Annotated in this window: 23 protein-coding genes; 12 read left to right on the top strand and 11 right to left on the bottom strand. The window is 44.6% G+C overall.

Going from position 1 to position 25,537, the window contains the following annotated elements:
- Positions 1-2: 2 nt before the first annotated feature.
- From ECHVI_RS06180 to ECHVI_RS06165, 4 genes are all read right to left on the bottom strand, one after another.
- A complete protein-coding gene (locus ECHVI_RS06180; RefSeq protein ID WP_015265104.1) occupies positions 3-1,949 on the bottom strand; it encodes a DUF294 nucleotidyltransferase-like domain-containing protein in 1,947 nt (648 codons plus the stop codon).
- Between the two features lie 302 nt (positions 1,950-2,251).
- A complete protein-coding gene (acs, locus tag ECHVI_RS06175; protein ID WP_015265103.1) occupies positions 2,252-4,150 on the bottom strand; it encodes an acetate--CoA ligase in 1,899 nt (632 codons plus the stop codon).
- 472 nt (positions 4,151-4,622) lie between these two features.
- Positions 4,623-6,326: a sodium:solute symporter family protein gene (locus tag ECHVI_RS06170; RefSeq protein ID WP_015265102.1), complete on the bottom strand. Its 1,704-nt coding sequence runs from the start codon at positions 6,324-6,326 to the stop codon at positions 4,623-4,625.
- Between the two features lie 36 nt (positions 6,327-6,362).
- Positions 6,363-6,620, bottom strand: a complete 258-nt coding sequence (locus ECHVI_RS06165; RefSeq protein WP_015265101.1) for a DUF4212 domain-containing protein — start codon at positions 6,618-6,620, stop codon at positions 6,363-6,365.
- Between the two features lie 248 nt (positions 6,621-6,868).
- Here ECHVI_RS06165 and ECHVI_RS24290 point away from each other — a divergent pair, with 248 nt between their 5' ends.
- The 7 genes from ECHVI_RS24290 (at position 6,869) to ECHVI_RS06130 (ending at position 14,168) form a co-directional block, all read left to right on the top strand.
- The gene (locus tag ECHVI_RS24290; protein ID WP_083891957.1) at positions 6,869-7,165 is read left to right on the top strand and encodes a BPTI/Kunitz domain-containing protein; all 297 of its coding nucleotides are present in this window, start codon (positions 6,869-6,871) and stop codon (positions 7,163-7,165) included.
- A gap of 1,302 nt (positions 7,166-8,467) precedes the next feature.
- Positions 8,468-9,151, top strand: coding sequence for an endonuclease III (gene nth, locus ECHVI_RS06155; RefSeq protein WP_015265098.1), 684 nt, complete (start codon positions 8,468-8,470; stop codon positions 9,149-9,151).
- Positions 9,152-9,153: 2 nt separating this feature from the next.
- On the top strand, positions 9,154-10,950 hold the full coding sequence (asnB, locus tag ECHVI_RS06150; protein ID WP_015265097.1) for an asparagine synthase (glutamine-hydrolyzing): 1,797 nt from the start codon (positions 9,154-9,156) through the stop codon (positions 10,948-10,950).
- A complete protein-coding gene (locus tag ECHVI_RS06145) occupies positions 10,947-12,134 on the top strand; it encodes a glycosyltransferase family 4 protein (protein ID WP_015265096.1) in 1,188 nt (395 codons plus the stop codon). The genes asnB and ECHVI_RS06145 overlap by 4 nt, the downstream gene beginning before the upstream one ends.
- A 161-nt stretch (positions 12,135-12,295) precedes the next feature.
- On the top strand, positions 12,296-13,096 hold the full coding sequence (locus ECHVI_RS06140; RefSeq protein ID WP_015265095.1) for a hypothetical protein: 801 nt from the start codon (positions 12,296-12,298) through the stop codon (positions 13,094-13,096).
- Between the two features lie 119 nt (positions 13,097-13,215).
- On the top strand, positions 13,216-13,659 hold the full coding sequence (msrB, locus tag ECHVI_RS06135; RefSeq protein ID WP_015265094.1) for a peptide-methionine (R)-S-oxide reductase MsrB: 444 nt from the start codon (positions 13,216-13,218) through the stop codon (positions 13,657-13,659).
- Positions 13,660-13,682: 23 nt separating this feature from the next.
- On the top strand, positions 13,683-14,168 hold the full coding sequence (locus ECHVI_RS06130; protein WP_015265093.1) for a peptide-methionine (S)-S-oxide reductase: 486 nt from the start codon (positions 13,683-13,685) through the stop codon (positions 14,166-14,168).
- Between the two features lie 72 nt (positions 14,169-14,240).
- On the opposite strand, the gene ECHVI_RS06125 is transcribed toward ECHVI_RS06130, so the two are convergent.
- From ECHVI_RS06125 to ECHVI_RS06115, 3 genes are all read right to left on the bottom strand, one after another.
- Positions 14,241-14,891: a TetR/AcrR family transcriptional regulator gene (locus ECHVI_RS06125; protein WP_015265092.1), complete on the bottom strand. Its 651-nt coding sequence runs from the start codon at positions 14,889-14,891 to the stop codon at positions 14,241-14,243.
- 473 nt (positions 14,892-15,364) lie between these two features.
- Positions 15,365-16,264 (bottom strand): MerR family transcriptional regulator, encoded by a 900-nt coding sequence (locus ECHVI_RS06120; protein WP_015265091.1) that lies wholly within the window; start codon positions 16,262-16,264, stop codon positions 15,365-15,367.
- A complete protein-coding gene (locus tag ECHVI_RS06115) occupies positions 16,261-16,707 on the bottom strand; it encodes a sterol desaturase family protein (RefSeq protein WP_015265090.1) in 447 nt (148 codons plus the stop codon). Before ECHVI_RS06115 ends, ECHVI_RS06120 begins: the two co-directional genes overlap by 4 nt.
- A gap of 182 nt (positions 16,708-16,889) precedes the next feature.
- Here ECHVI_RS06115 and ECHVI_RS06110 point away from each other — a divergent pair, with 182 nt between their 5' ends.
- Positions 16,890-17,192, top strand: a complete 303-nt coding sequence (locus ECHVI_RS06110) for a DUF4286 family protein (protein WP_041739532.1) — start codon at positions 16,890-16,892, stop codon at positions 17,190-17,192.
- A 106-nt stretch (positions 17,193-17,298) separates the two neighbouring features.
- Here the strand turns inward: ECHVI_RS06110 and ECHVI_RS06105 are convergent, their stop codons facing one another.
- Positions 17,299-17,778, bottom strand: coding sequence for a GNAT family N-acetyltransferase (locus ECHVI_RS06105; protein ID WP_015265088.1), 480 nt, complete (start codon positions 17,776-17,778; stop codon positions 17,299-17,301).
- Positions 17,779-17,942: 164 nt separating this feature from the next.
- Here ECHVI_RS06105 and ECHVI_RS06100 point away from each other — a divergent pair, with 164 nt between their 5' ends.
- Entirely contained in the window at positions 17,943-18,713 is a 771-nt protein-coding gene (locus tag ECHVI_RS06100; protein WP_015265087.1) for a type III pantothenate kinase, read from the top strand.
- A gap of 522 nt (positions 18,714-19,235) precedes the next feature.
- On the opposite strand, the gene ECHVI_RS06095 is transcribed toward ECHVI_RS06100, so the two are convergent.
- From ECHVI_RS06095 to ECHVI_RS06085, 3 genes are all read right to left on the bottom strand, one after another.
- Positions 19,236-20,807, bottom strand: a complete 1,572-nt coding sequence (locus ECHVI_RS06095) for an Rne/Rng family ribonuclease (protein ID WP_015265086.1) — start codon at positions 20,805-20,807, stop codon at positions 19,236-19,238.
- 182 nt (positions 20,808-20,989) lie between these two features.
- The gene (locus ECHVI_RS06090) at positions 20,990-21,808 is read right to left on the bottom strand and encodes a tetratricopeptide repeat protein (RefSeq protein ID WP_015265085.1); all 819 of its coding nucleotides are present in this window, start codon (positions 21,806-21,808) and stop codon (positions 20,990-20,992) included.
- Between the two features lie 21 nt (positions 21,809-21,829).
- The gene (locus ECHVI_RS06085) at positions 21,830-22,138 is read right to left on the bottom strand and encodes an HU family DNA-binding protein (protein WP_015265084.1); all 309 of its coding nucleotides are present in this window, start codon (positions 22,136-22,138) and stop codon (positions 21,830-21,832) included.
- 158 nt (positions 22,139-22,296) lie between these two features.
- Between ECHVI_RS06085 and mutY the strand changes: the two genes are divergently transcribed.
- From mutY to gldE, 3 genes are all read left to right on the top strand, one after another.
- Positions 22,297-23,370 carry an A/G-specific adenine glycosylase gene (mutY, locus tag ECHVI_RS06080; RefSeq protein ID WP_015265083.1) on the top strand — a complete coding sequence of 358 codons (1,074 nt, stop codon included), beginning with the start codon at positions 22,297-22,299 and terminating at the stop codon, positions 23,368-23,370.
- A gap of 107 nt (positions 23,371-23,477) precedes the next feature.
- Complete coding sequence (locus tag ECHVI_RS06075; protein ID WP_015265082.1) at positions 23,478-23,951, top strand: single-stranded DNA-binding protein; 474 nt, start codon at positions 23,478-23,480, stop codon at positions 23,949-23,951.
- 66 nt (positions 23,952-24,017) lie between these two features.
- Entirely contained in the window at positions 24,018-25,367 is a 1,350-nt protein-coding gene (gene gldE / locus ECHVI_RS06070) for a gliding motility-associated protein GldE (RefSeq protein WP_015265081.1), read from the top strand.
- Positions 25,368-25,537: the final 170 nt, after the last annotated feature.

Genomic DNA, 25,537 nt, shown 5'->3' with positions numbered 1-25,537 from the left:
ACTCATTTCGGAATATAATCGGTTTGAAATCTGACGGTCAGCACTTCCTGAATCTGCTGGATGGGTGCAAAGGCATTTTTGAGCAGTTGACGCTGCAGCTTGCCCAAGGACCGGGGTGTAATGTACCGCCCGGAGGTACCTGTGGCAATCCCCTCCAAAGCCCTCAACCGTAAAAATATCTCATAAGCGCTTGCCGCTTCTTCGTATAAGCTGGCATTCTGTGGCTCCAGTGCCGCCAGCTTCTCAAAACGCTCAAACGTGTTGTTAATGCCCAGAACTTTATGGCTAAGGATAAGCAATCGTGCCGCATCGGCCAAGGGCATCATGGCCCGTAGCTTGATATCAAATTGGTCCTTGTGCTCTCCTGATTTTTCCACGATAAAATTTTTGAAAAACCCAAGAGGTGGGGGATTGAGCAGGGCATTCTTGGCCAAAAATCCCAAAAAAGCCTTTCGTTCATCGATGACTTGGTAAATATGGCGAGTCATTTCTTCCGGCAATGACTTGAATCCATAAACAGGTCTAAAATCAAAGAAGATGGTCGCCTTCATCAAAGCCACCTCATCAGGCAAATTCACCCATTGACTGAAGTAATCCTTCCAAACAGCAAGCGGCTGACACCATTCCGGGTTATTGGCCATGACCTCACTGGGACAAGGATGAAAGCCACAGGCGATCAAGGTCTGGATAACCTCTTGTGACAAGGCCTCGAAGTAGGCTTTGGTAAGCGGCAGCTTATCTTCATCCACATCCTCAAAAACCAAGGCATTGTCCAAGTCTGTTCTCAGCAATTGCTCTTGCCTTCCCTCACTACCGAGGGACAAAAAGCAAAAGGGAACCTTGCTCTCTTCTACAAAGTCTTGGTCTAGCTTCTTCTTGGCCAAAAGGACCGCTCTTTTAATGATTACGTCATTGATCTCCGACAAAATGTTCGCCACAAAGTCGATGGCTACTTCATTCTCCAAAAAATATCCCAACAAGGCCTCCGCACGATCACGGATTCCTTTCATTTCTTGGACATCCCACGTGTTCATCAAGCCATGAATCAGCACCGCCGGGCTGTTTCCATGCGAGAGGAATACATCATGATCAGAGACAATTCCCGTAATTTTACTTTGATCTGTCCCATCTTCCGTTAAGATCAAATGGTGTAAATGATTCTTGATCATGGTCAGGTAAATGGTGGGGAAATCCGACTGATGGTGCACAGTCCGAACTGGATGGGTCATCATTTCCTCTACTGGAACGTCATAGGGAATACCTGCCGCCACCACGCGGTTACGAATGTCCTTATCGGTAATGATGCCGCTAGGGTGGCCCGTGCCATCCACCACCACAATGGAGCCGACGTCCTTTTCCTGCATCAGGCGAGCGGCTTCCCGAAGGGGTGTCCCAAGAGGGCAGCTGAGCACATCAGTAGGAAAGTTGAGTTTTCCCTTTTCCATGAAGAGGGAAAGACCATGATCCGAAGTAGCGTCTTTTAGCAGCTTTCTGGCTTTTTGGGATTGGGAAAGGTCTGTGCGTACGACCACTTGGCCGGCAGCAAACCCAGCAGCAAAGTACAAGCTCACCTCACTGTTTTCCTTCAGCACCTTATCAAATACATCCACCGGCACAGCATAAATCAAACTGTCCTCCGCCACGTAGCCATTCAGCACATAAGGACGCTGGCCAAGCAGTGCCATCACCCCAAAAACCTCTCCTTCATCACAATAATCTTTGACCACCATCTTGCCCGCATCCTCTTCGGTCAGGTAAACAGAACCTTCCTTGAGCACAAAAAAGTGGGGGCTTGCAGGATTGCCTTTTTTAAAAATGTACTCCCCTTTTGTATAGTACATCAATTCCACCTCGCGCGCGACATCGGTTAACAATTCATCCGAAAGAAAACTGAATGGCGGAAAGCGGTGGAGAAATTCCTTTACCCTATTGACAATGACATTGGACATGGTTATCTGGAAAAGGGCTGAATGATTGGTGTTAAGCCCCGTTAGGCAGGCAATCTACTCAAAAAGTGGCGAAAGGAAAAATAGTGTAGAGATATGAGATTTGAGACGTGAGATCGTGGAAAAGTACAGTGGTGTGCAGGGGTTCGGCCCCAGCGCTGACGGGCATGGAGCCTCTGCCTCCTTTATAAAATGGGCTCAAGGATTTTAGCTTTGGGCTGTTCCAGTAATTTTTCATCCTTTAAATGAAAAAAGCCGCTCCCAGAAAGGAGCAGCTTTACCTATTTTCTACTGGTAGAAAAGTGTTACTCCACCCTTCCTTCGATAATTTCTTCCACCACGGCTGGATCCAGCAAGGTCGATGTATCGCCCATGTTGTCGAAACTTCCCTCTGCTACTTTTCGGAGAATACGACGCATGATCTTTCCAGAACGGGTCTTGGGCAATCCCGGTACGATCTGGATCTTATCCGGCTTTGCGATCGGCCCAATGCTCTTTGTAATCGTATCTTTGATCTCTCCGATGAGGTTTTCCTCCGTCCTATTTTTCAGGTCACAGATCACATAGGCATAGATGCCTTGTCCTTTGACCTCATGAGGATATCCCACAACTGCTGACTCGATCACTTTCGGGTGCTCGTTAATGGCATTTTCAATTTCGGCCGTGCCCATTCGGTGGCCGGAAACGTTGATCACATCATCCACACGACCAAGGATACGGTAATAGCCATCATGGTCCCGCTTCACCCCATCACCGGTAAAATACATCCCCGGATAGGCGGAGAAGTAGGTTTGTTTGCAGCGGTCATGGTCACCATATGTCGTCCGCAGCATTCCCGGCCAAGGGAACTTAATGCAGAGATTTCCTTCGACTGCTTTTCCCTTAAGCTCTTTCCCCTCTGGATCCACAATGGCCAGCTGCACACCCGGAAGGGGCATCGTCGCATAGGCCGGCTTATTTGGAGTGATGCCTGCAATGGGCGAAACCATGATGCCACCGGTTTCGGTCTGCCACCAAGTATCCACAATCGGGCAGCGGTTTTTACCGACATGCGTATGGTACCAGTGCCAAGCTTCTTCATTGATCGGCTCCCCTACGGATCCCAACACCTTTAAAGAGTCCAACTTATACGGCTCAATCGGCTTGGTCCCATGCGCTTCCAATGCACGTATGGCCGTCGGCGCAGTATAGAATTGATTGACTTGGTACTTGTCCACGATGGCCCAGAACCTCCCTGCATCAGGATAAGTAGGTACACCTTCAAACATGATAGAAGTAGCCCCTGCCAATAGCGGACCATAAACGATATAGGAGTGTCCCGTAATCCATCCAATATCTGCGGTACACCAATACACATCTCCCGGAGAATACTGGAACACATTTTCAAAAGTATACTTCGAATAGACCATATAGCCTCCTGTCGTATGAACGACTCCTTTTGGCTTACCGGTGGAACCAGAAGTATACAGGATAAACAACATGTCCTCGCTGTCCATGACTTCCGCTTCATTGGTGTCGGGCTGGCCGTCGATGGCATCATGCCACCAGATATCGCGCCCTTCGACCATCTTGACCTCTTGCTTGGTCCTTTGGTAAACGATCACTGTCTCTATCGTTTTGGTCTTTTCCAGTGCTTCGTCCACCAAGTCCTTCACGGCAATTTTTTTGGTGCCCCGGAAGTTTCCATCTGAAGTAAGCACAGCTTTGGCCTCACAGTCATTGATCCTGTCGGCCAAGGCTGAACTGGAAAAACCTGCAAACACTACCGAGTGAACAGCCCCTATCCGTGCACAGGCCAGCATGGCTATAGCGGCCTCCGGAACCATCGGCATATAAATGATGACCTTATCACCCTTGCCTATTCCTTTTGCCTTCAAGGCATTGGAAAATTTGCAGACCTCATGGTAAAGCTGGCGGTAGGTAAGCGTCCTGCCTTCCTCATTGGGATCATTGGGTTCCCAAATGATGGCTGGGCGATCTCCCATGATAAAAAGATGGCGCTCTAAAATATTTTCGGTGATATTGACTTTTCCATTGACAAACCATTTCACATCGGGACCTTCAAAATCCCATTCCAGGACTTTGTCCCATCTCTTTTTCCAGTGAAAGGAATCAGCGATCCGCGCCCAAAACTGCTCCGGCTCGGTAACGCTTTTTTGATACTCATGAAAGTAACCACTCAAGGTGTGAATTCTATCACTCATCGTCTAAATATGGTTTTAGGTTCTATTATTAATTCGATTTTACTGCATGATTTATAATTAGTATAACGAAATTTTTCCATCAACCTGTCAAGTGTTCGGGAAATATTTTCAGAAAGACCAATTTAATACCTAATAAATACGCATTGTTAAATCTAAGCAATTAATTGATGTTTTCTAGGCAAAAAAAGGAGGATTATGAACTTTATCATACATGCTCCACACTATTCTAACCATACCAAACTCTTAAAGATAACAAAATCCATTATCCCCCTATAGCCTTGATGCGCTGTTTATGATTGCGCTCTTCCTCGTTTCTGGATATCAAAAAATCCAACAGATCATCCGATTCAGCTTGGACGTAAGGAGAACGAACAATTTTTTTGATTTGGTATAGCGCTCTTTGTTAAACACCAACGATTTTATTCACTGTTGAGTTTACGTTTGCATTAGGATTATGTGGAGATCAGCTTTTTCAATGCCCCTGTGCCTGTCCTGCACCTCTTGGGATACGGATATCTTCCACCATCTCCTGCACCGCTTCAGGTGGGGCGGGCGTAACGCGTGACACGACAAAGCTCACCAAAAAGTTTAAGACCATCCCTATAGAACCAATTCCTTCGGGAGAAATCCCAAACCACCAATGCTCGGCCGTGAGGCTTTCCGCTGGAATACCAAAAAGATCTGTGCCAAACTTAAAGTAAATGATATAGGAAAGGGTAAACACCAAACCTACCAACATCCCCCAAATAGCCCCTTCCTTGTTCATGCGCTTGGAGAAAATCCCCATGATGATCACCGGAAAGAAAGATGCCGCAGCCAAACCAAAGGCAAAAGCTACCACTTCAGCCACAAACCCCGGAGGATTCACTCCAAAATATCCCGCTACGATCACCGCCACCGCAGCGGCCACCCGGGCAATGAGGAGTTCCTTCTTATCGGAGATTCCGGGGTTAAAATTCTTAGCCAAATCCCGGGAAACAGAAGTGGAAATCACCAATAACAATCCTGCAGCCGTGGAAAGTGCCGCTGCCATTCCACCGGCAGCCACCAACCCTACCACCCAGTTGGGCAGCTGGGCGATCTCTGGATTGGCGAGGACCATGATATCCTTGTCGATGGTAAACTCGTTCCGCTCCGGATCTGCCACGTATTGCACCACGCCATCCTGGTTTTTGTCATTGATCTTGATCAGCTGGGTCTGCTGCCAGTTCGTCACCCACTCGGGCAGGTCGTCAATGGGCTTTTCAGAAACGGAGTCTATGGCATTATAAATCCCAAAAGCAGAAACGGCCGGAGCCGTGGTATAAAGAATGGCAATGAACACCAGCGCGTAACCTGCAGAAAGCCGGGCATCTTTTACCCGCGGAACGGTAAAAAATCGCACAATGACATGCGGAAGCCCCGCTGTCCCGACCATCAGTGCCAAGGTAATGGCAAACATGTCTCCCATGGACTTCTTACCACTCGTATAGGCATGAAAACCCAAGTCTGTCAATACACCGTCCAGTTTGTCCAGTAAATAGGTCCCATCCGCCACGGTTCCTCCCAATCCTAATTGCGGGATCGGGTTACTGGTCAGCTGCATGGAAATGAAAATTGCCGGCACCATAAATGCAAAGATCAACACGCAATACTGGGCTACTTGGGTATAGGTAATCCCTTTCATCCCTCCCAAAACTGCATAAAAAAAGACAATACACATTCCGATGATCACGCCGGTGTTGATATCCACTTCCAGATACCTGGAAAAAACGATGCCTACGCCACGCATTTGGCCAGCCACGTAGGTAAATGAGATGAATATGGCGCAAAAAACGGCCACTACTCGTGCCTTGTTGGAGTAATAACGATCCCCCACAAAATCGGGAACGGTAAACTTCCCAAATTTCCGCAGGTAAGGAGCCAACAAAAGGGCCAGCAGCACGTAGCCACCTGTCCACCCCATCAGGTAAACGGATCCGTCATAGCCCATGAAAGAAATCAATCCGGCCATGGAAATGAAAGATGCGGCCGACATCCAGTCAGCCCCAGTGGCCATGCCGTTTGCAAGAGGGGACACCCCTCCACCGGCAACATAAAATTCTTTGGTAGAGCCCGCCCGGCTCCATATCGCAATGCCAATGTAAAGGGCAAAAGAAAGCCCTACCAGTATATAAGTCCAAGTTAAAATATCCATTATGGAGAAAGTTGTGGTGTGAGAAAGGGGTAAAAATTATTCGTGTACATCAAACTCGCGGTCCAGCTTGTTCAGCAAAAACACATACACAAAAATCAGGATTACAAAAACATAAATGGCACCTTGCTGTGCAAACCAAAAGCCCAGCTTAAAGCCGCCAATTTGAACCTTGTTTAAAACATCTACGAGCAGAATCCCGCATCCAAAAGAAACGGTAAACCAAACCGCAAGCAGGGAAAGAAGAATCTTCACATTGCGCCTCCAGTAGGCCTTCATTTTTTCTTGTTGACTCATGTCAGGTAATGATTATAATGGGTTGTATCGATAAATATGCTGTTACAAATCTGAAAAGTAAACGGACCATCAGCCCGCCAAACCGGCCCACTGTAGTTCGAACCAATTCTTTTCAGCTTATTAATTAACAACAAAAAGCTCGATAATCCAGTTGATTCCAATATATTTTTCCGCACAACCATCACACTACAGTACAATCCAACACCCCTATCAACAGATGGGTGTAGCACTTGCCTGCCTGGTAACGTATGGGGGATGAACCATCAAGCCAAATTTATATGAAGATATCCAAGCTAAAATCAATCGGCCTTTTCACTTTTATTTTGGTTATGATAAGCTGCTCCAAGGACTGTGAACCTCCCTTGGCGGTTTGCTACGAAACCCCTCCAACCACCGAATTATGCCAGTTATACTTTGAAAGGTGGTTTTTTAATAAGGATAAAAACAGATGCGAGCAAATTGGTTATTCCGGATGCTCTCAATCGGGATTTGAAACTAAAAAGGAGTGTGAAGCTTGTAAATGCAACTATCGCGTTAACATATAGAAACCAGTTGCGTCAGTATTTTCCGCTGTGAAGAATTGAAATTTAATGCTGTGAAACTCATTTTTATAACCAGTGATTTTTTCTCTCAACCCGGATTATGCAATAGGATTCGTAATGAGGGCTGAAACTGCAAGAAAATCAGGCTGTTTGGAGACTGAGGCATAACACCGCTACGGTGAAGTCGAAAACAGCAGCGAAGCAACTGATTTTAAAGTAGTTTCAGGCCGTAATACTCGTGCGCCGCGGCGTAGATTTTCTATTGCATATTTCGGGTTCATGGCTTGACTCTTCATTTCTTTTCCTTAAATGAAAAGAAACGAAGCAAAGAAAAATCAAGACCCAGCAATGCTTCCTCCCGCCAGCCTAACGCCTGCCTCGCTGCTGCGTCAGGCCTTCCCGCTTTGTACGCTTCTAAACTTGCTACAGCTAAGAATAAACAGATACGGGCAAATTGGCTATTCCGGATGTTCTCGATTGGGGTTTGAAACTAAAAAGGAGTGTGAATCTTGTAAATTCAACTATCGCGTTAACATATAGAAACCAGTTGTGCCAGTATTTTCCGCTGTGAAGCCTTGAAATTCGATACTGTGAAACTCATTTCTATAACCAGTGATTTTTTCTCTCATGGCTTGCCTCTTCATTTCTTTTCCTTAGATGAAAAGAAACGAAGCAAAGAAAAATCAAGACCCAGCAATGCTTCCTCCCGCCAGCCTAACGCCTGCCTCGCTGCTGCGTCAGGCCTTCCCGCTTTGTACGCTTCTAAACTTGCTACAGGCTAAGAATAAACAGATGTGAGCAAATTGGTTATTCTGGATGTTCTCGATTGGGGTTTGAAACTAAAAAGGAATGTGAAGCTTGTAAATGCAACTATCGCGTTAACATATAGAAACCAGTTGTGTCAGTATTTTCCGCTGTGAAGCATTGAAATTCGATACTGTGAAATTCATTTTTATAACCAGTGATTTTTTCTCTCATGCCTTGACTCTTCATTTCTTTTACTTAGATGAAAAGAAACGAAGCAAAGAAAAATCAAGACCCAGCAATGCTTCCTCCCGCTAGCCTAACGCCTGTCTCGCTGCTGTGTCAGGCCTTCCCGCTTTGTACGCTTCTAAACTTGCTACAGGCTAAGAATAAACTGATGCGGGCAAATTGGCTATTCTGGATGTTCTCGATTGGGGTTTGAAACTAAAAAGGAATGTGAAACTTGTAAATCCAACTATCGCTTTAACGTACTGAAACCAGTGGGGACTTTCCATTTCGGTTTGAATTCCCTTATCTTTGGGCAGAATCAGGAAAAGAGACATGTTAAAAAAAGAGCGTTACCAAGCATTTATTGACCATTTTTCCACGCATATGCCCGCTGCGGAAACGGAGCTGCACTATGAAAATCCCTTTCAGCTGCTCATTGCGGTCATCCTAAGTGCCCAGTGTACGGACAAGCGGATCAATATGGTCACGCCCGCCCTTTTTAGGGATTTTCCGACGGCAGCGCATTTGGCAGCATCTAACTTTGACGAGCTCTTCCCCTATATCAAATCCGTTTCCTACCCCAATAACAAAACCAAGCACCTGCTCGGCATGGCCAAGATGCTGGTGGAAGATTTTGACAGTGAAATCCCCGATACCGTCAAAGAGCTGATCAAACTTCCAGGCGTGGGCAGGAAAACGGCCAATGTCATCACTTCTGTGGTCTGGAACCAACCTAATATGGCCGTGGACACCCATGTCTTCCGTGTCTCAAAACGTCTCGGACTCGTTCCCCAAAATGCCAAAACCCCTCTGGAAGTAGAAAAACAGCTGATCAAACACATTCCCAAGGAACACATCCATGTGGCCCATCACTGGTTGATCCTGCACGGCCGCTATGTATGCCTGGCCAGAAGCCCAAAATGCACCGCCTGCGAGATTACCCATTTTTGCCGCTATTATGAAAAAAACCAAAGCAAGATAGCTGCGGAAAGAGACTTGCTTCCCAAAAGAAAATAATCATGTGCGGGATCAATTTGGCCATGAATCTTCCCGGTAGTGGAGAGGATGCCATCCAGCAAATGATGGCAGCTACGGCCCATCGCGGCCCAGACCATTCGGATTGGTGCAAGATTACCGGGCAATTGTTCCTCGCTGGCAACCGACTGAAAACCGTCGATTTAAGCGATTGGTCCAACCAACCCCTGCAAATCAACCAAGGTGCCCATACCCTTGTTTGGAATGGGGCACTTTATAATGCCGATGAGCTACGAAATGAACTGCTGGAAGATGGAGAAAGCTTCGAAAGCCGGTCGGACAGTGAAGTACTACTCAGGTGGCTAAAGCGCCATGGAATTTCAGGAATAAACCGTCTTCAAGGAATGTACGCCCTCGTCTTTGTGGAGCGAGAGGAAAAATCAATCATCATTGCCCGGGACCCCCATGGCAAAAAACCCCTGTACTACTTCCACCAAAACCACCTTTGGCTCTTTTCATCAGAAGCCCGGGGAATCATTGCAGCGGGGCAAATCAAGCGCCAGCTGGACAAGACCCAACTCACACCCTACCTTTATACGAGGCATAGCTTTCCCGATAAAAGCTTCTTTCAGCAAGTCCAGCAAATAGTGCCCGGCAAGGCCCTTCAACTGGATTTTGGCGGAAATATTAGGGCAGAACATCGTACTGTAATTCCCCAAGCCACCCTAGAACTTCCTAGGAAAGAACATTTTCGTTCCTTGCTTACCGATGCTACACTGAAGCATTTTCGGGCGGATATCCCCGTGGGCGTGCTCTTAAGTGGTGGTGCAGATAGCAGTTTACTGCTGGACACTTGGATGCGGGAAACCGATCTTCCCCTGCATACGTTTACTGCACGTTTCGAACAGAAGTACCTCAAAAAATATCAAGACCCGATCCATGCACGCCAAGTGGCTGAAAAGTATCGCTGTGTCCATCATGAAGTGCTCATTACCCCGGCCCTCTTGCGCGCGCAATTGCCCGAGTATATTGCCTCGCTGGATCAGCCAGTGGGAGATAGCGCCAGTTTCCTGAGTTGGATGATTGCCAGGGAGGCCAAAGAGCACGTCAAGATCCTCATCAGCGGTGCAGGGGCAGATGAACTTTTCGGTGGCTATAACCGTCACGAGGCATTCAAGCAATACTTGCAGCACAAAGCGATTGCCCTTAAAGCCTCCAAGGTCATGGGGAAGCTGTCCTTTTTAGGGAGACATTTCCAAAAGATAGCCAAGGGCATAAGGAAAGACGAAGCCACCACTTTCCTGAATTTCAGTGCCCTCCGCAACATCCCCGCAGATCAGCGGGAGGCATTCCTGGCTTATTATCCAAAAGGAGTTCCCCCCTACAAGGCTGCTTTGGAGTGGGACCGCAGTTACTATTTAGTGAATGACATCCTTAAAATCCACGACAATGCCCTCATGGCCCATGGGGTAGAAGGTCGGGCACCGTACCTGGACAAGAACTTGGTAAGCTTGAGCATGTCGCTTACAGAAGAACAACACCTTTCCCTTAAGCCCAAGCAGTGGATCAGGGAATTGCTCCGTGAAACCGGGCTGGAAAAAGTGGCTGTCCGGAAGAAATTTGGCTTTGGGCTCCCCCTGAAAGAATGGCTGGAGGAAGATCAAGCCCTCCGAAGCTTGGTAGTCGAAACGATCAGCGGCTTTGTACAGCAGCATCACCACAGCATTCCCGAAGAATTTCATATCTTGGCCAAGGAACCTGACAAAAAAATAAAGCTGCATTTTCTAGAAATCTGGAACTTGTATATCCTGGCCGCTTGGTGTACGTACCATCAACTATGAGAATCATTTACATCCACCAATATTTTGTCACCCCTGAAGAAGGCGGGGCCGTTCGTTCCTATCACTTGGCAAAAGGAATGGTGGACGCGGGCATGGATGTAGAGCTCATCACCACGCACCCTAATTCCCAATACCTGCAAAAAGAAATCGAAGGCATAAAGGTTCATTACTTGCCTATTCCATATGATAATAATTTTGGCTTTTTGCGAAGGTTACGGGCTTTTTATGCCTTTGTGCACCAGGCCAAAAGGCTGATAAAAAAACTGGCCCTTCCTGATCTCCTGTACATCACTTCCACACCGCTGACCACTGGTCTTATCGGCTTGTGGGCCAAACGCAAGTTACAATTACCGTTTATTTTTGAAGTGCGGGACCTTTGGCCGGAAGCCCCTGTTCAGGTGGGCGTCATCCGTAATTCTCTCCTGAAACGACGCCTCTACACACTGGAAAAAAGCATCTATCAAGAGGCCTCGCAAATCGTCGGGCTTTCTCCTGGAATTTGTGAGTATATTCAGGCCATCCTTCCGAAAAAAAGGGTTCACCTGATACCAAACTTTTCAGATTTGGATTTTTTTTCACCCCAGGCTGAATGTAACAACCATTTTCTTAAACGTCTGGGCTGGGAGCCAAACCGCCTGACCATCGTTTACACGGGTGCCATAGGAGATGTCAATGCGGTCCATGAGCTGCTCCAGCTGGCTGATTTGGCCCAGCAAAAGGGGAAAAATTGGCAATTTGCCATCATGGGCAAGGGTAAGCAACTGGCAAATTTAAAAGCGGAAAGCAAACGCTTGCGCCTTGGGAATCTTCAGTTTATCCCTTTCGGAAACAAGGGTGCCGTGCGTATGTTGCTTGACCATGCCGACTTTTCCTTTATTTCCTTTGAACACCTTCCTGTCCTGCGAACCAATAGTCCCAATAAGTTTTTTGATGCCATCGCCATGGGCAATGCTATTCTGATCAACCATAAAGGATGGGGTTGGGACCTGGTCCATCAGCACGGGCTCGGGCTGTATTTCGATCATAGGAACCCACAACAAGCCTTGGAGGAATTGGAAAAAATCGAGCAAAATCCCGACCGCTTAAGGCAAATGAAACAGCATTCCCGGCATTTGGCCGAAAGCCGCTTCTCCACTTCAATTGCCATCGAAAAACTGCTAAAAGTCCTCCGGGAAAATTCATAAACTCTCATGGCCTTTCGCTCAGGCATCGGATAGGGAAATCAGGCGCCATGGCTCCATAAATTATCAAATAACATAATCGTTTTTTAGCGACAAAATCCGTATATTATGCTATAAAACTGCTGATTTTTAATAGCTTACAAATCCCTCAAGCCTCCTTTGCCATGAAAAACAAGCTATATATATGGTTTTTCTTGTTACTGCTTTTGGCTAGCTGTACATCCCGTCAGCTGGAAAAAGAAACCTTTTCCGCAGAGTTGGGGGCAGAGAAAATGCAGGCATTGTCCATGCTCATTGATTCTTACAGACGATTTCTGTCCGTTCACTATGGGGAGTTTACCAACCAAAAAGAAAAGACCAAGCATTTTTTGGAAGATATCTTTCGTCAACGCCCCATCGCGGCCATCAGGGACATGCCAGGGATAAACGAAACCCTTGAGGCCTTGGAGCTTTCTGGCCTCCGAAAGGACATTTATATTTACGAACATGAGATGGACAATTATCCCGATTACCCTGTAAAAAGGCTGATGCCGGTTAACTTTCCTGATTTTTCCTTGGCCAGTCATCACGGCAAGACCAAGGGGCCATTGGCTCTCCTAACCAATTCTTTAAGCTCCTCCTCCAGTAAAAAAACGGCCCTTTCATTTAACAAGGATGGACTGTTTATGTTTGCGCTGGCTACTGCCAAACAAAACGATGATGCCTTTATGAATTATATAAAGCTTCGATATAAATCCTCAGAAATGCATCCGTTTTTTTCGGCAGAGAGCTTTCTGGACAAGCAACAGAGCAATGCGCCATTGTGGTTTGAACAGCTTCCAATCATCATCGATATTTATTATAAAATGTTACTGATGGATGAAAGAACGATTGATGGCGGCCTCATGAGCACCTCCAATGACAGTAATTTTCTTGGATTTGATCAACTGGTGACTGAACTAGCACCGGAAAAGTCCAATCGGTAAAAGACAAGCACGGTAAAAAATTAGTATCCATGGAGCTAATCATGAAAAAGTTTTGTTCATCTAGATGAAATTATTGAAAACCGTTTTATATTCAATTTGATAAGTAAATTCAATCCTCCATGCTAAATTGGTCAAACGTCATCCATTTTGCCACCAACGGAAATCCCACGCCTCCCCAGCGAGTAGAAAAGACTCCAGAGGAATGGCAGGAATTACTAAGCCCTGAGCAATTTAAAATCACCCGCCAAAAAGGCACAGAAAGGGCCCACAGTTCTGATATGTGCAGCCTCTTCGAACCGGGAAAATATGCCTGCGTCTGTTGTGACACTTTGCTTTTTGATGCGGGGGAAAAGTTTGAAAGTGGCACCGGCTGGCCCTCTTTCACCCAACCAGTAGAAGAAAGTGCCATCGCGTACCACAAGGATGTCACCTTTGGCATGGTGCGGGTGGAAATCACCTGCAACACCTGTGATGCCCACTTGGGCCACGTCTTTCCGGATGGCCCAGAACCTAGCGGACTTCGCTATTGCGTCAATGCCGTTTCACTCAAAAAAGTATCATAACCCCTCTTCATCTCAATAGCATCATGCAAACTATCGGCTTTGGAGGAGGATGTCATTGGTGTACTGAAGCGGTCTTTCAGCATTTTGAGGGCGTCCAAAAAGTAGATCAAGGCTGGATTGCGAGTAGTGATGAGCCTTCCCGCTTCTCCGAGGCTGTATTGGTTCATTATCTCCCCGCTCTCCTGCCGTTACAGGTCTTGGTCGAAGCCCATTTACTTACGCACAGCAGTACCTCTCTTCATAAAATGCGGGACAAATATCGGTCTGCGGTGTATGTGATGGATATTGATCAAAAAAGTGCCGTTCAAGCCCTGCTCAAAGCGCTACAATCTAAATTTGAACGTCCCATCATCGCCCAAACGCTGAAGTTCGGAAAATTTAGGGCCAACGATGCACACTTTAGGAATTATTACCTAAAAAGGCCTGAAGCCCCCTTTTGCACACGTCATATTCAGCCCAAATTAGCTGTTTTAAAAGAAAGATTCAGCAACTATTTTAAGCATCCTTAAGCCCAAAACCTCTGGATGTATTCCTAAAATTGTTTTAAGGAAAAATCAATCTATCATTCCCTAATCAAGGGCTCAGCCGTCATAACGATACCCATATTGATCCACCACAGCTTTAAACACGGTTTTTCCTTCTGATGTCATATGTGGCGTAATCAGTTCCCAAATATGGTGGGCCATTTCTCCTTCTAGATTATCCGCTGGATTACCCAATACCTCTCGCTGGGCCAACCAAAAGGTAATGATGATACGTATAGTTTTCTTAAGCCGCTCGGCATAAGTGTCTATTTCATTATCCACGAGTCCTTCTTTCTTAAACCGTTCAAAGAAATCCGCCATTTGCTTGTTTCTCAATCCAATCGTTTCCTTCAGCAATTGGCTTACTTCGGGATAGGACCGTGAAATTTCCAAGACATCCTGATTAAAGAACCTGTACTTAAATTGAAAAGCTTCCAAATGAAGCAGAAGCTTATGGAAATCTGCAAAAGAAGAGGTGGACCCTGTTGCTATCTCATAAGAAGCTCCCATTTCCTTCCTCATCTGCTTATAGATGGCTAGGAGAATGGCTTCGCGATTTTTATAATGATAATCCAGGTTGCCATGACTCATTCCTAATTCCGCCGCAATATGCCTACTCGTGATATTATGAGCTCCCTGTTCATTGTAAAGCCTAATGGCCTCGTTGATAATCCGTTGTTTGGTGGAGATTTTTTTCTTTCTTTCCATAACTCTTAAACTAACGCATGGTGCATTTGTTGTCCTCCTGGCTAAATATTACAATTTATGATTCATTTAGCCAATTTTAGACAAATAGTACCTATTAATTAAACTGCAATTTGGTGTGGGTTTTGCTTTTAGTTAAACAAACATTTATTTAATCCTTAGATCAGAAAATGCTTATCGCATCAAGGAATTGGGTTTACGATGCAGCAAAAGGCAACCAAATAAGGTGATTTCTTTATTAGGGGTGTTGATTTACTAATCAGCCCCTAAAATAAAGCCAATTTTAAAAATAAAAAACCGATGCATAATTTAAATATTTAGCACAAAAGACCTAATTGTACTATTAGATATAAGATTTTATCCAAATTTTCTAAAATTGAGCATAAAATGATGGCCAGAAGACCTCCTAAAAAATGATCTGATTGCATTCATCTTTTTGCATTTCAGAAAACTGCTCATCTTCCATTTTCACCCATTCAACCTGGCACTTTTTCTTCGCCCAATAACATTTCTACAAACCCTTTGATATCCTCGATTTTCTCCAGTAACCTCACATTTTTAGGAAGCTGTACAGGTGTTCTCAACACTTGATAGCCCGAAATAATCCATTCACTTTTTCTAAAAACGCTGGCCAATTCGTCCACATAATTCTGTAGACTATCGGCATCGGGTGATGTAGTAATCACCGTGATCAAAAAGTCCGGCTGATGGAAATTATACACTTCGATCAAATCATCTTTGGGGGTACTTTGGCCCAAATAGATCACCTTATGCCCTTCACGTTTGATCAGGTAGGAAGCAAAAAGCAATGAGATTTCATGCAGTTCTCCTTCAGGGAGAAAGAGCAGGAATTTCTTTCCACCACCTTGGTATACGTATTGGTCGATGGCCACAATGAGTTTTTGACGGATAAGATTACTGATAAAATGCTCTTGGGCTGGACTGATGCTTCCTATTTGCCATAGCAACCCTATCTTGGCCAGAAATGGATAAATCACCCGGAGCATGGTCTCGTCAAATCCTATACTGCGCTGATTGATCGATAAAACCCTATCAAAACGCTCCTCATCGATCTCAATCATCGAAACGGTCAAGGCATGTATTTGGTCCTCATAAGCCAATGTACCTTCAGTGAGTGCAATCACTTTATCCCGAATGTCAACTGGTGACATCTTGGCAATTTTGGAGATTTTAAAGCCATTGTTGTTGAGTAAAGCCACATTTAAAATGAGCTTTAAATCCGCATCGTCGTAATACCGGATGTTGGTCTCTGTCCGCTTTGGCTGCACCAAATTGTACCGCTGCTCCCAAATGCGTAGTGTATGGGCCTTAATACCTGAAAGGTGCTCCAGATCTTTTATGGAATAGTTACTCATTTCTTCCCTTCTTTGAAATACTTAAACGGTACAAAGAACAACCCATAAGCCTCCGTACCTTTCTTCTGATTATTGGCATGATGGGCTTGGTGAGCCCGTACAAAGCCCCTCCAAAATCCCCCATCAGGTCGCTTTAACCATTTTACCCGCCGATGAATAATGACATCATGAAAGAAAAAATAACTCATTCCATAGATGCTGATCCCCATTCCAAGCCAGAACCTGTAATCCAATGCCGCATATCCCATCACCATTAATATGATGGCAATCCCTCCAAAAATGGCCGAAAAAGCATCATTCTTTTCAAAAGCACCCTTTCTGGGATGATGATGGGTTTTATGGATCTGCCAAAAGACTCCGTGCATCAGGTATTTATGGATCGCCCAACCGGAAACCTCCATCGCCACAAAGCCAATGATGATGAATAATATCGCCTCTATCATGTGTAATCAACTTCTTTCCTGAACCAATTGTTTAGTGGCCGATTAAAAAACAGGCTATCGCGCTGTTTTATAACTTTTTCCCTGTTCAAACCAACTGAATTAGCTACTTTTGCAACTCATTCAATACAACAAAGTTACAAGTTTTGTTTAACAAAAACACTGATAAAGATAAACAAAAAACAATGATTTTATACAACGTTACTGTCAATATCGACCAAAAAGTTGAAAAAGAATGGATCAAATGGATGAAGGATGAGCATATTCCAGCCGTAATGGCAACAGGGATATTCAGCGAAAACAAATTCTTTCGTCTCATGCATGACAATGAAGACGGCGGGGTGAACTATTCGGTGCAATACTTTACAGATTCGATGGAAAAAATCAAAGAGTATCAGGACAAGCACGCAAAGGACCTTCAAGAAAAATTCAAGCAACGGTTCCAGGATCGTTATGCTATTTTCAGGTCCCTGCTAGAACAAGTATAACGGAGCATTTTCCATGCCCAATTCCCGCTTAGCCTTCTCTTGTTAAGTGAAGGCTAAGCGGGACCACCATCATCGTTTGGTGCAGATTGCAGCGCTCAAACGTTTTTTACTTTTTCAACCGCTCTTGGATCTCCTCAGCCTGTAAGTGGCAGTTGTACCAGCCTCCTTCTATTTCAGCATCATACTTATTATAGAAATTGATCGCAGGGGCATTCCAATCGAGCACCTGCCACATCATTCCCGTGCAACCTTCTTCGAGGGACTTCTTCATTACCCTTTCGAAGAGCAGCTTTCCGGCTCCTTTTCCCCGCTCTTTTTCGGTCACGATATAATCCTCCAGATACAGCCGCTTGCCTTTCCAGGTACTGTATCGGTAGTAATAGATGGCCGTGCCAATGATCTCTTGACTACTGTCCTTAATCAAAACAAAAAAACCATACACCGGATTAGGACCAAAACCATCCTCTTCCATCATCGCCAGGGTATTGGTCACTTCCTCTGGCGCCTTTTCATAAATGGCCAATTCCTCGATCAACTCAAAGATTCTTGGCAAATCTTCTTTTTTTCCTTCTCTGATAGTATACATGGTTCGAAATTAGAAAATTTTGGAAAAAGAACTAAGCCGGAGTTTCTTTTTGGGTGATTCAGATGCTAGATTTAACTAGAAAAACCATTGACCACGGGGGTTATACGCTATTTGGCCAATAATCTGAACGTGATTTTCCAAGTACTTATCTAAATGATGACCTTATGTTTTTGTCTATTGATGCAGGTAATTCCAATATCGTTTTCGGCTTCTTTTCCGATGAACAGCAGCGTTGGGAGCCAGTGCTCCGTGTAGATACACAGCGTTCCTTGGAATTTAGCTACTTGCAAAAAAACATGAACCTGTTCTTTTTGGAATCCCACATTTCTCCCTCGGATATATCCATAGTGGGCATCAGTTCTGTCGTCCCCGAAATCAATGAAAACCTCAAAAAAGTGGTAAGGACCTTTCTGCACCAAGAAGCTTATTTCATCACCGAACGAAGCTATTCTCCACTAAAGGTCAACACCAAAAAGCCTGCAGAAATGGGCGCAGACCTAATGGCCAATGCTGTCGCGGCATACGACCAGTACGGCGCAGACTGTATAGTAGTGGATTTCGGTACGGCACTGACCTTCACGGTAATAGACTCAAATGGGGAGATTCTGGGCGTAAACATCGTTCCTGGACTGAAAACTGCCATCAAATCCCTGTTTACCAACACATCTAAATTACCAGAAGTCCAACTGGAACTTCCTGTTTCGGCCATTGGAAAAGACACCATCCATTCCATTCAGGCAGGCATCTTGTATGGTTATGCTGGATTGGTCCGCGGGATGCTGGAAGCCATTAAAAATGAACTTGCCAGAGACTTCCACGTGATCGCCACAGGTGGACTATCCAAGATCCTGACCAATTTGGAGGGGGAGTTTGACAAAATAGACAAAAACCTTACCCTCAAAGGCATAAAACTCATCACTGAAAAAAATCTGTAGTACAGCGCATATTTTGAAGCAATCGGAAAAGTTGGTGGCTGCCAGTTTTACTAAATGGTAAAACCACGGATGAAAAAAAATGATTGTTCCGATAATCAGCTAGTCCGCATTTGAAATGTGGACTTCATATAAGCACTCCATTAATATCGCTTGATCACATTTTACTCCGTAGTGTAAAATGGGAAGAAGTGAAGAACAAGATATAATATATTTTACACCTAAAATTATAAATGCTATAGAATAGAAAGCTAACCCCAAAGGGGTGACACGTTCATAGCCATGGGTGAAGCCCATGGTAAATTTGCCCAATCAACGTTTTCCGTTTTAGCCGCATTTCCCTTCCTATTCCCCACAACTTCCCGCTAAAACCCATTCGTGCAGATGGAGAAAAATCATCGTTTTAACGGGGTAAAATTTTCTTTTATAAGACCATATCGAAAATCATCCTCCAGAAATATCGCTTGATCCAAAAGAAGCCTTTTGCCTTCACCGCTATATTTTTCACCATAAAAAAAACGGAGCTTATTCGGCTCCGTCTTTTACAGTAAGTTCTATTTCTTCTCCTGTTTCATCCAGGAATTTATACTCCGTCACTGGTAATGAAGAATCTTTGATCAGTTTTACCCATTTGAAATACTTAAAAAACCATTTCACCCTTTTCGAGATCATGCCTTGGGTAAAGTAAGCATGAAGATAAGGGTGCAAACCTATTTTTATATTTGGTAAGTTTTGGTGTACAGCAGTGTACTCAAGGTCTCTTTCCAGCTTATCAGCTACCAAGATTGAAGCTTGGATTTTTCCTGTACCGTTACATGAAGGACAGGTTTCTTTCGTTACGATATTTACTTCGGGTCTTACACGCTGCCGTGTAATCTGCATTAGCCCAAACTTGGTAAGGGGCAGCACAGTATTTTTAGACCTATCTTCTTTCATTGCAGTCTTCATCGCATCGTAAACAGCTCTTTTATTGTCTGCTTTTTTCATGTCGATGAAGTCAATGACGATAATCCCTCCCATATCACGGAGGCGAAGCTGTCTGGCAATTTCTTTGACAGCCACCAGGTTGGTTTTTAAAGCTGTAGTTTCCTGGTCGCTTTCTTGATTGGACTTGTTTCCGCTGTTCACATCAATTACGTGAAGCGCTTCGGTATGTTCAATGATAAGGTAGCCACCGTGCGGTAGGCTTACCGATTGTCCAAAGAGACTCTTTATCTGCTTTTCAATTCCAAAACTTTCAAAGAGCTTAGCTTTTCCGTTGTAAAGCTTAACAATTTTTTCCTTTTCAGGGGCGATCGACCTAATATAAGATCGAATCTGATCATAGATTAATTCATCCTCTACCGTGATTGCATCGAATGATTCATTTAGCAAGTCCCTAACAATGGAACTCGCCATGCTCATTTCTCCTATCACCTTGTCTTTACTTTTGGCTTTCATCAGCTTCTTCATGCCATCCTCCCAGGTATTTACCAAATTTCGCAAGTCCTTGTCCAGTTCTGTGACGGACTGGCTTTCTGCTACTGTTCGGATAATGACCCCGAAGTTTTCGGGCTTGATAGACGTGATGAGCCTGGCCAACCTTCTTCGCTCTTCAGCCTTACGGATCTTCTTGGATACGTTGACTGCATTCGAAAAGGGTACCAGCACCAAATAGCGACCGGCTAGGGAGAGCTCACAGGATAGTCGTGGGCCTTTCGTAGAGATCGGCTCTTTTACAACCTGAACTAATATTTGATTATTTTTAGAAAGGACTTGGGAAATCTTTCCCAGCTTTTCTATTTCAGGTTCAAGCTTAAACCCTTTAAGAGTAGGGTGCTCCGAATGATTGTTCCTGATCTGCTTGGTATATTTGATCAGGCTCTTCACTTTCGGCCCCAAGTCCTGGTAATGCAAAAATGCATCTTTTTCGTATCCGACATCAATAAAGCCTGCATTTAGGCCATTGACTATTTTACGGACCGTTCCCAGGTACATGTCCCCTACCTTAAACTGGTTGTTTTCTTCATCAGAATGAAGCTCAACCAGTCCTTTGTTTTTTAAAAGGGCTATTCGACTACCGTTTTGAGCAGAATCAATTACTAATTCCGTACTCAAATCGTGTCTCCTTTCTTATGTTAATGAACGTTTTCGTGTAAAAACTCAAAAAGAAGAAGTGTATTACTTCTTCTTATGTCTGTTTTTTCTCAGTCTTTTCTTACGCTTGTGCGTAGAGATCTTATGTCTTTTTCTTTTTTTACCGCAAGGCATAATCTTATGGATTTAAGTTTAACAATTTTTTATAGTTGTCCCAGATAATTATCCACACTCGATAAGATCATCGGATCTTCTGTCATGTCTTTAACCTTCTGAAACTGGTTTTTTGCTTTTTTCTTTTGCTTCGATTCAAAGTAGCTCACACCCAGGTAAAACTGCCCTTGAATGTTTTCAGGATAATAACCCACCAAGGTCTCAAAACGTTCCACGGCCCGCTTGTATTGCCCTGACTGCATGGAAAGTACGCCCATATTGTAAAGGGCCTCTTCGTTTTCGGGATCCTCCTCCAGCACTTCGCGAATCATCATGATTCCCTGCATGGGATTGGAAGAAGAAACATACGTCATGGCCACCTTGGTCTTCAAGTCGAGGCGGTCGGGATGCGCTTCCAGTACTTGGTTCAGGTAACTTCTGGTCTTTTCGGCCAGCATGTTCATCTTTTCCTGATTCATTGCGAAGCCATATGCTTCGTAATAGGCATTACCTGCTTTTTCTTTCAGCACCAAATCCGAAAACTTGTCAGCTCCTTTGCCCAAATAATAGGCGGCACTGTCGTACATTCCGGCTTTTTGGTAAAAAGCAGCTAATGAATCTGCAAAGATAGTAAAATTTTCTTTACTTTCTGCGTTTTCCAAATTGGCTATCAGACCACTAACGGTCCCACGTTCCGTTTCTGGAATCTGGACATCGTGTGCCTGCACCACCGAATCGGATGCCGCAACATCCTCCTGACCGATGTTTTCATTGTTTTCTTCGTTGTCGACCACCACTCGTGGCAGGGAATACAATATCCCTACAACAACAACGACCACAACGACCAGGATGATTTGCGTCTTTTTCATACAGTCTCGTTCAGCTCAGGATTATTCCTGAAAAGCTACCTCTTTAACTTTTTTACTGTTTTTGATTTTGTCAATAAACACTTTGGAAGGCTTGAAGGCCGGCACATAATGCTCATCGATTACGATAGCAGTGTTTTTGCTGATGTTTCTGGCGATCTTTTTAGCTCGCTTCTTGTTGATGAAGCTACCGAATCCCCTCACATAAATATTCTCTCCCTCAGACATGGAATCTTTTACTACTTTGAAGAATGCCTCAATGGTTTGAGTTACATCGTCCTTCTGAATTCCTGTCTTGTCCGAAATCTTGGTAATTACCTCTGCTTTAGTCACTGTATTTAAATTTTAATTTGATTAAATTGCTTAACAATCTATTAACCAACTAATTTTGGGACTGCAAATTTAAATGATGGTTTTCAATATAAAAACAAAATGACGAAAATTAGCGTCTTTTGTTCAACGAAAACTTAATCCATAAAATTCCAAAAGTTTTGACTTTCAGCCATTTTCCCAAAAAGCTACTGCATTGGTACCCCCAAAACAAAAGGGATCTGCCATGGAGAAACACCCAAAATCCATACATCATTTGGCTATCAGAAATTATTCTACAACAGACCAGGGTCGCCCAAGGTCTCCCCTACTTTGAAGAATTTGTTAAGCATTATCCCACAGTACATGACCTCGCCAATGCTCCAGTAGAAGATGTGCTTAGGCGCTGGCAAGGGCTGGGCTATTACAGCCGGGCCAGAAACCTGCACCATTGCGCACAGCAGGTGGTCGAAGAGTTTGGCGGAAACTTTCCAGACAATTACCGCAGCCTCCTGAAGCTTAAGGGCGTCGGCCAGTATACCGCTGCAGCAATTGCTTCCTTTGCCTTCAAAGAAAAAGTCGCCGTACTGGACGGCAATGTCTTCAGGGTTCTTAGCCGCTATTTTGGCCTGGACACGGATATCAGCAGCCCTAAAGGGAAAAGACAGTTCCAAGAACTCGCCGATGAACTCATCCCAGCCCAGCAACCGGACGAATACAACCAGGCCATCATGGAATTTGGCGCCCTCCAATGTACCCCCAAAAAGGCCAATTGCGACCAATGCCCGCTACAGGACAGCTGCTATGCCTATGCACATGGCCAAGTGGAAGCCCTTCCGGTCAAAATCAAAAAGACAAAAGTAACTACCCGCGCCTTTTTGTACCATGAAATCAACTGTGGCCCGCATAAAATCGTCAAAACGCGTGGCCCAAAGGACATTTGGCAAGGCCTCACGGATTTCCCCTTAGTGGAATTTTCTGCCCCTGAGAAGATTGAGCTGGAACATTCAACATTGTTTCAAGAGCTTCAGGCATTTAAACCGATTGTGGATTATAAAAATGAAAAGACCTACAAACATATACTGTCCCATCAAAAAATTTTTTCAAACTTTGTCTCGTTAACCATAGCAGCCGAGAAGCTCGATGAAGTGAAAAAATGGGCGGACAGCAAAGGTTACCATTGCTGCGATGCAGCTCAACTGGAGGCTTTGGGAAAACCACAACTGATCGTGCGCTATTTGAACGATCAAAAATAATCCTTAATTTAGATAAACATGTTTGCTCCTTGGATCCTTATGTAACCATGTGCATCCCCGGAGTGATCAGGAAACTAACATTTTAAACGGAATACAAACAGTAAATTATGGCCGGTGTAAACAAAGTAATTTTAGTTGGCAACCTCGGAAGAGACCCTGAAGTGAGGCATTTGGAAAGTGGCAGTGTGGTGGCCAATGTGACACTAGCAACAACAGAAGCCTATAAAGACCGAAACGGAAATCGCGTAGAAAATACCGAATGGCATGACCTTGAAATGTGGGACGGCCAAGCCAAAGTAGCGGAACAGTACCTGAGAAAAGGCAGCCAGATTTTCGTAGAAGGAAAAATCAAATCAGACACTTGGCAAGACGAACAAGGGAATAACCGTAAAAAAGTCAGGATCCGGGTGCTGAGCTTTACCATGCTGGGCTCTAGAAATATGGACGGAGGGGCTCCTGGTGGCAATTCCAGCAATGCTGGACAGGCTGACCAATCCACGCCCAATAAGGCCCAACCTGCTGCCTCCATGCCATCATCTGGAGGTAATATCGATGACGGAGAGGATGATTTGCCATTCTAATACCGTCAGTATGAGATTTGTAATGGATAAATCATTATTTTTGCCAATCAACATTTGAATCATTTAATGGACGATCCATACCCGAGTATTTTATTGCTGGCTGAAATCAACCAGGTTTCGGCCGGCTATATCATTACCAACAGCCTTATTTTTCTTTTTCTGTTATTGGGATCAGCCTTGGTCTCCGGTTCAGAAGTGGCCTATTTTTCGCTTTCACACGACGATCTCAATTTGCTCAATACAGAATCGGATGAAAAATCGGCCTTGGTCATCCGCCTGATAGAGGCTCCTCAGCGGCTGCTCAGCACCATATTGATCCTCAATAATATGATCAATATAGGCATCGTGACCTTGACGACTTTCTTTACCTTGACCCTCTTTGGCTCCAATGCCACAGGGATTGTCGTGGTCCTGATCCAGACCGTGGGCATTACCTTTGCCATCGTTTTTTTCGGGGAAATTGTGCCCAAAGTGTACGCCAATAACGCCCGTGTTACCTTCAGTAAGTTGATGGCCAAGACCCTGAATTTCTTCTCGATCATTTTGGCGCCACTTTCTTCATTCTTAATGGCTATCAGCAATATCATCGAAAGAAGGATCGAGCGAAAAGGATATACCCTTTCTGTCAACGAACTTCACCAAGCCTTGGAAATCACTTCCGAAAACACCACGGAAGGAGAAAAAGACATCTTTAAGGGGATTGTTAATTTCGGTACCCTTTCAGTAAAACAGGTGATGTGCTCCCGAATGGACATTACCGCCGTGGATGTAGAGATGGATTTCCATGAACTTATGGACAAGATCAACAAAAGCGGCTATTCCAGGATTCCGGTTTACCGTGAGACCATTGACAATATCGAAGGCATCCTCTACATCAAGGACCTCCTCACGCATATCGAAAAGGACGAGGATTTCCAATGGCAGACCTTGACCAGAAAAGGTTTCTTTGTGCCGGAAAACAAAAAAGTAGATGCACTGCTCAAGGACTTCCAAAACAAACGTGTCCACATGGCCATTGTAGTAGACGAATATGGTGGCACCTCAGGGCTGGTAACCTTGGAAGACCTGATCGAAGAAATCATCGGGGAAATCAATGACGAATTTGACGACGATGACGATATTTTTTACAAGCAAATCGACGACAGCACCTTTGTTTTTGAAGGAAAGGTATCCCTGAACGATTTTTGTAAAAAACTGGAACTGGACTCGCAGATATTTGACGAAGTCAAGGGGGACAGTGAATCGCTGGGAGGTCTGCTGCTGGAGCTAAACGCCAAATTCCCCAATACCGGCACCAAGATCCAGTTCGAATACTTCACATTCACCATCATGGCGGTGGATGCCAGAAGGATCAAGAAAGTAAAGGTGCACCTGGAACGCGAAGAAGCCAAAGGTGCTGCTCATAATGAGGATTAGGTAAACCCATCGGGTGTTCCTTTCAACCATTTTGCAATCCAATTTGACCATTCCCAAATCGTGCCCAAACCTACAAAAGTCGGTGACTTTTCTCCGGCATTCTGACACATTTCAATACAATTAGGTTTTTTTTACATTTTTGACAATAATTTCTTTGTCGAGACTTAACG

The sequence above is a fragment of the Echinicola vietnamensis DSM 17526 genome, from assembly GCF_000325705.1.
Classification (GTDB): domain Bacteria; phylum Bacteroidota; class Bacteroidia; order Cytophagales; family Cyclobacteriaceae; genus Echinicola; species Echinicola vietnamensis.
This window is presented reverse-complemented; position numbering and strand designations above follow the sequence as displayed.

Bases quoted from the DNA above. Each gene is read 5' to 3' on its own strand.
- acs (WP_015265103.1), bottom strand. From the start codon at position 4,150: ATGAGTGATAGAATTCACACCTTGAGTGGTTACTTTCATGAGTATCAA.
- ECHVI_RS06140 (WP_015265095.1), top strand. From the start codon at position 12,296: ATGAAAAACAAGCTATATATATGGTTTTTCTTGTTACTGCTTTTGGCT.
- ECHVI_RS06165 (WP_015265101.1), bottom strand. From the start codon at position 6,620: ATGAGTCAACAAGAAAAAATGAAGGCCTACTGGAGGCGCAATGTGAAG.
- ECHVI_RS06075 (WP_015265082.1), top strand. From the start codon at position 23,478: ATGGCCGGTGTAAACAAAGTAATTTTAGTTGGCAACCTCGGAAGAGAC.
- ECHVI_RS24290 (WP_083891957.1), top strand. From the start codon at position 6,869: ATGGGGGATGAACCATCAAGCCAAATTTATATGAAGATATCCAAGCTA.
- gldE (WP_015265081.1), top strand. From the start codon at position 24,018: ATGGACGATCCATACCCGAGTATTTTATTGCTGGCTGAAATCAACCAG.
- nth (WP_015265098.1), top strand. From the start codon at position 8,468: ATGTTAAAAAAAGAGCGTTACCAAGCATTTATTGACCATTTTTCCACG.
- ECHVI_RS06115 (WP_015265090.1), bottom strand. From the start codon at position 16,707: ATGATAGAGGCGATATTATTCATCATCATTGGCTTTGTGGCGATGGAG.
- ECHVI_RS06130 (WP_015265093.1), top strand. From the start codon at position 13,683: ATGCAAACTATCGGCTTTGGAGGAGGATGTCATTGGTGTACTGAAGCG.
- asnB (WP_015265097.1), top strand. From the start codon at position 9,154: ATGTGCGGGATCAATTTGGCCATGAATCTTCCCGGTAGTGGAGAGGAT.
- ECHVI_RS06100 (WP_015265087.1), top strand. From the start codon at position 17,943: ATGTTTTTGTCTATTGATGCAGGTAATTCCAATATCGTTTTCGGCTTC.
- ECHVI_RS06090 (WP_015265085.1), bottom strand. From the start codon at position 21,808: ATGAAAAAGACGCAAATCATCCTGGTCGTTGTGGTCGTTGTTGTTGTA.
- ECHVI_RS06170 (WP_015265102.1), bottom strand. From the start codon at position 6,326: ATGGATATTTTAACTTGGACTTATATACTGGTAGGGCTTTCTTTTGCC.
- ECHVI_RS06120 (WP_015265091.1), bottom strand. From the start codon at position 16,264: ATGAGTAACTATTCCATAAAAGATCTGGAGCACCTTTCAGGTATTAAG.
- ECHVI_RS06105 (WP_015265088.1), bottom strand. From the start codon at position 17,778: ATGTATACTATCAGAGAAGGAAAAAAAGAAGATTTGCCAAGAATCTTT.
- ECHVI_RS06125 (WP_015265092.1), bottom strand. From the start codon at position 14,891: ATGGAAAGAAAGAAAAAAATCTCCACCAAACAACGGATTATCAACGAG.
- ECHVI_RS06180 (WP_015265104.1), bottom strand. From the start codon at position 1,949: ATGTCCAATGTCATTGTCAATAGGGTAAAGGAATTTCTCCACCGCTTT.
- ECHVI_RS06110 (WP_041739532.1), top strand. From the start codon at position 16,890: ATGATTTTATACAACGTTACTGTCAATATCGACCAAAAAGTTGAAAAA.
- ECHVI_RS06145 (WP_015265096.1), top strand. From the start codon at position 10,947: ATGAGAATCATTTACATCCACCAATATTTTGTCACCCCTGAAGAAGGC.
- msrB (WP_015265094.1), top strand. From the start codon at position 13,216: ATGCTAAATTGGTCAAACGTCATCCATTTTGCCACCAACGGAAATCCC.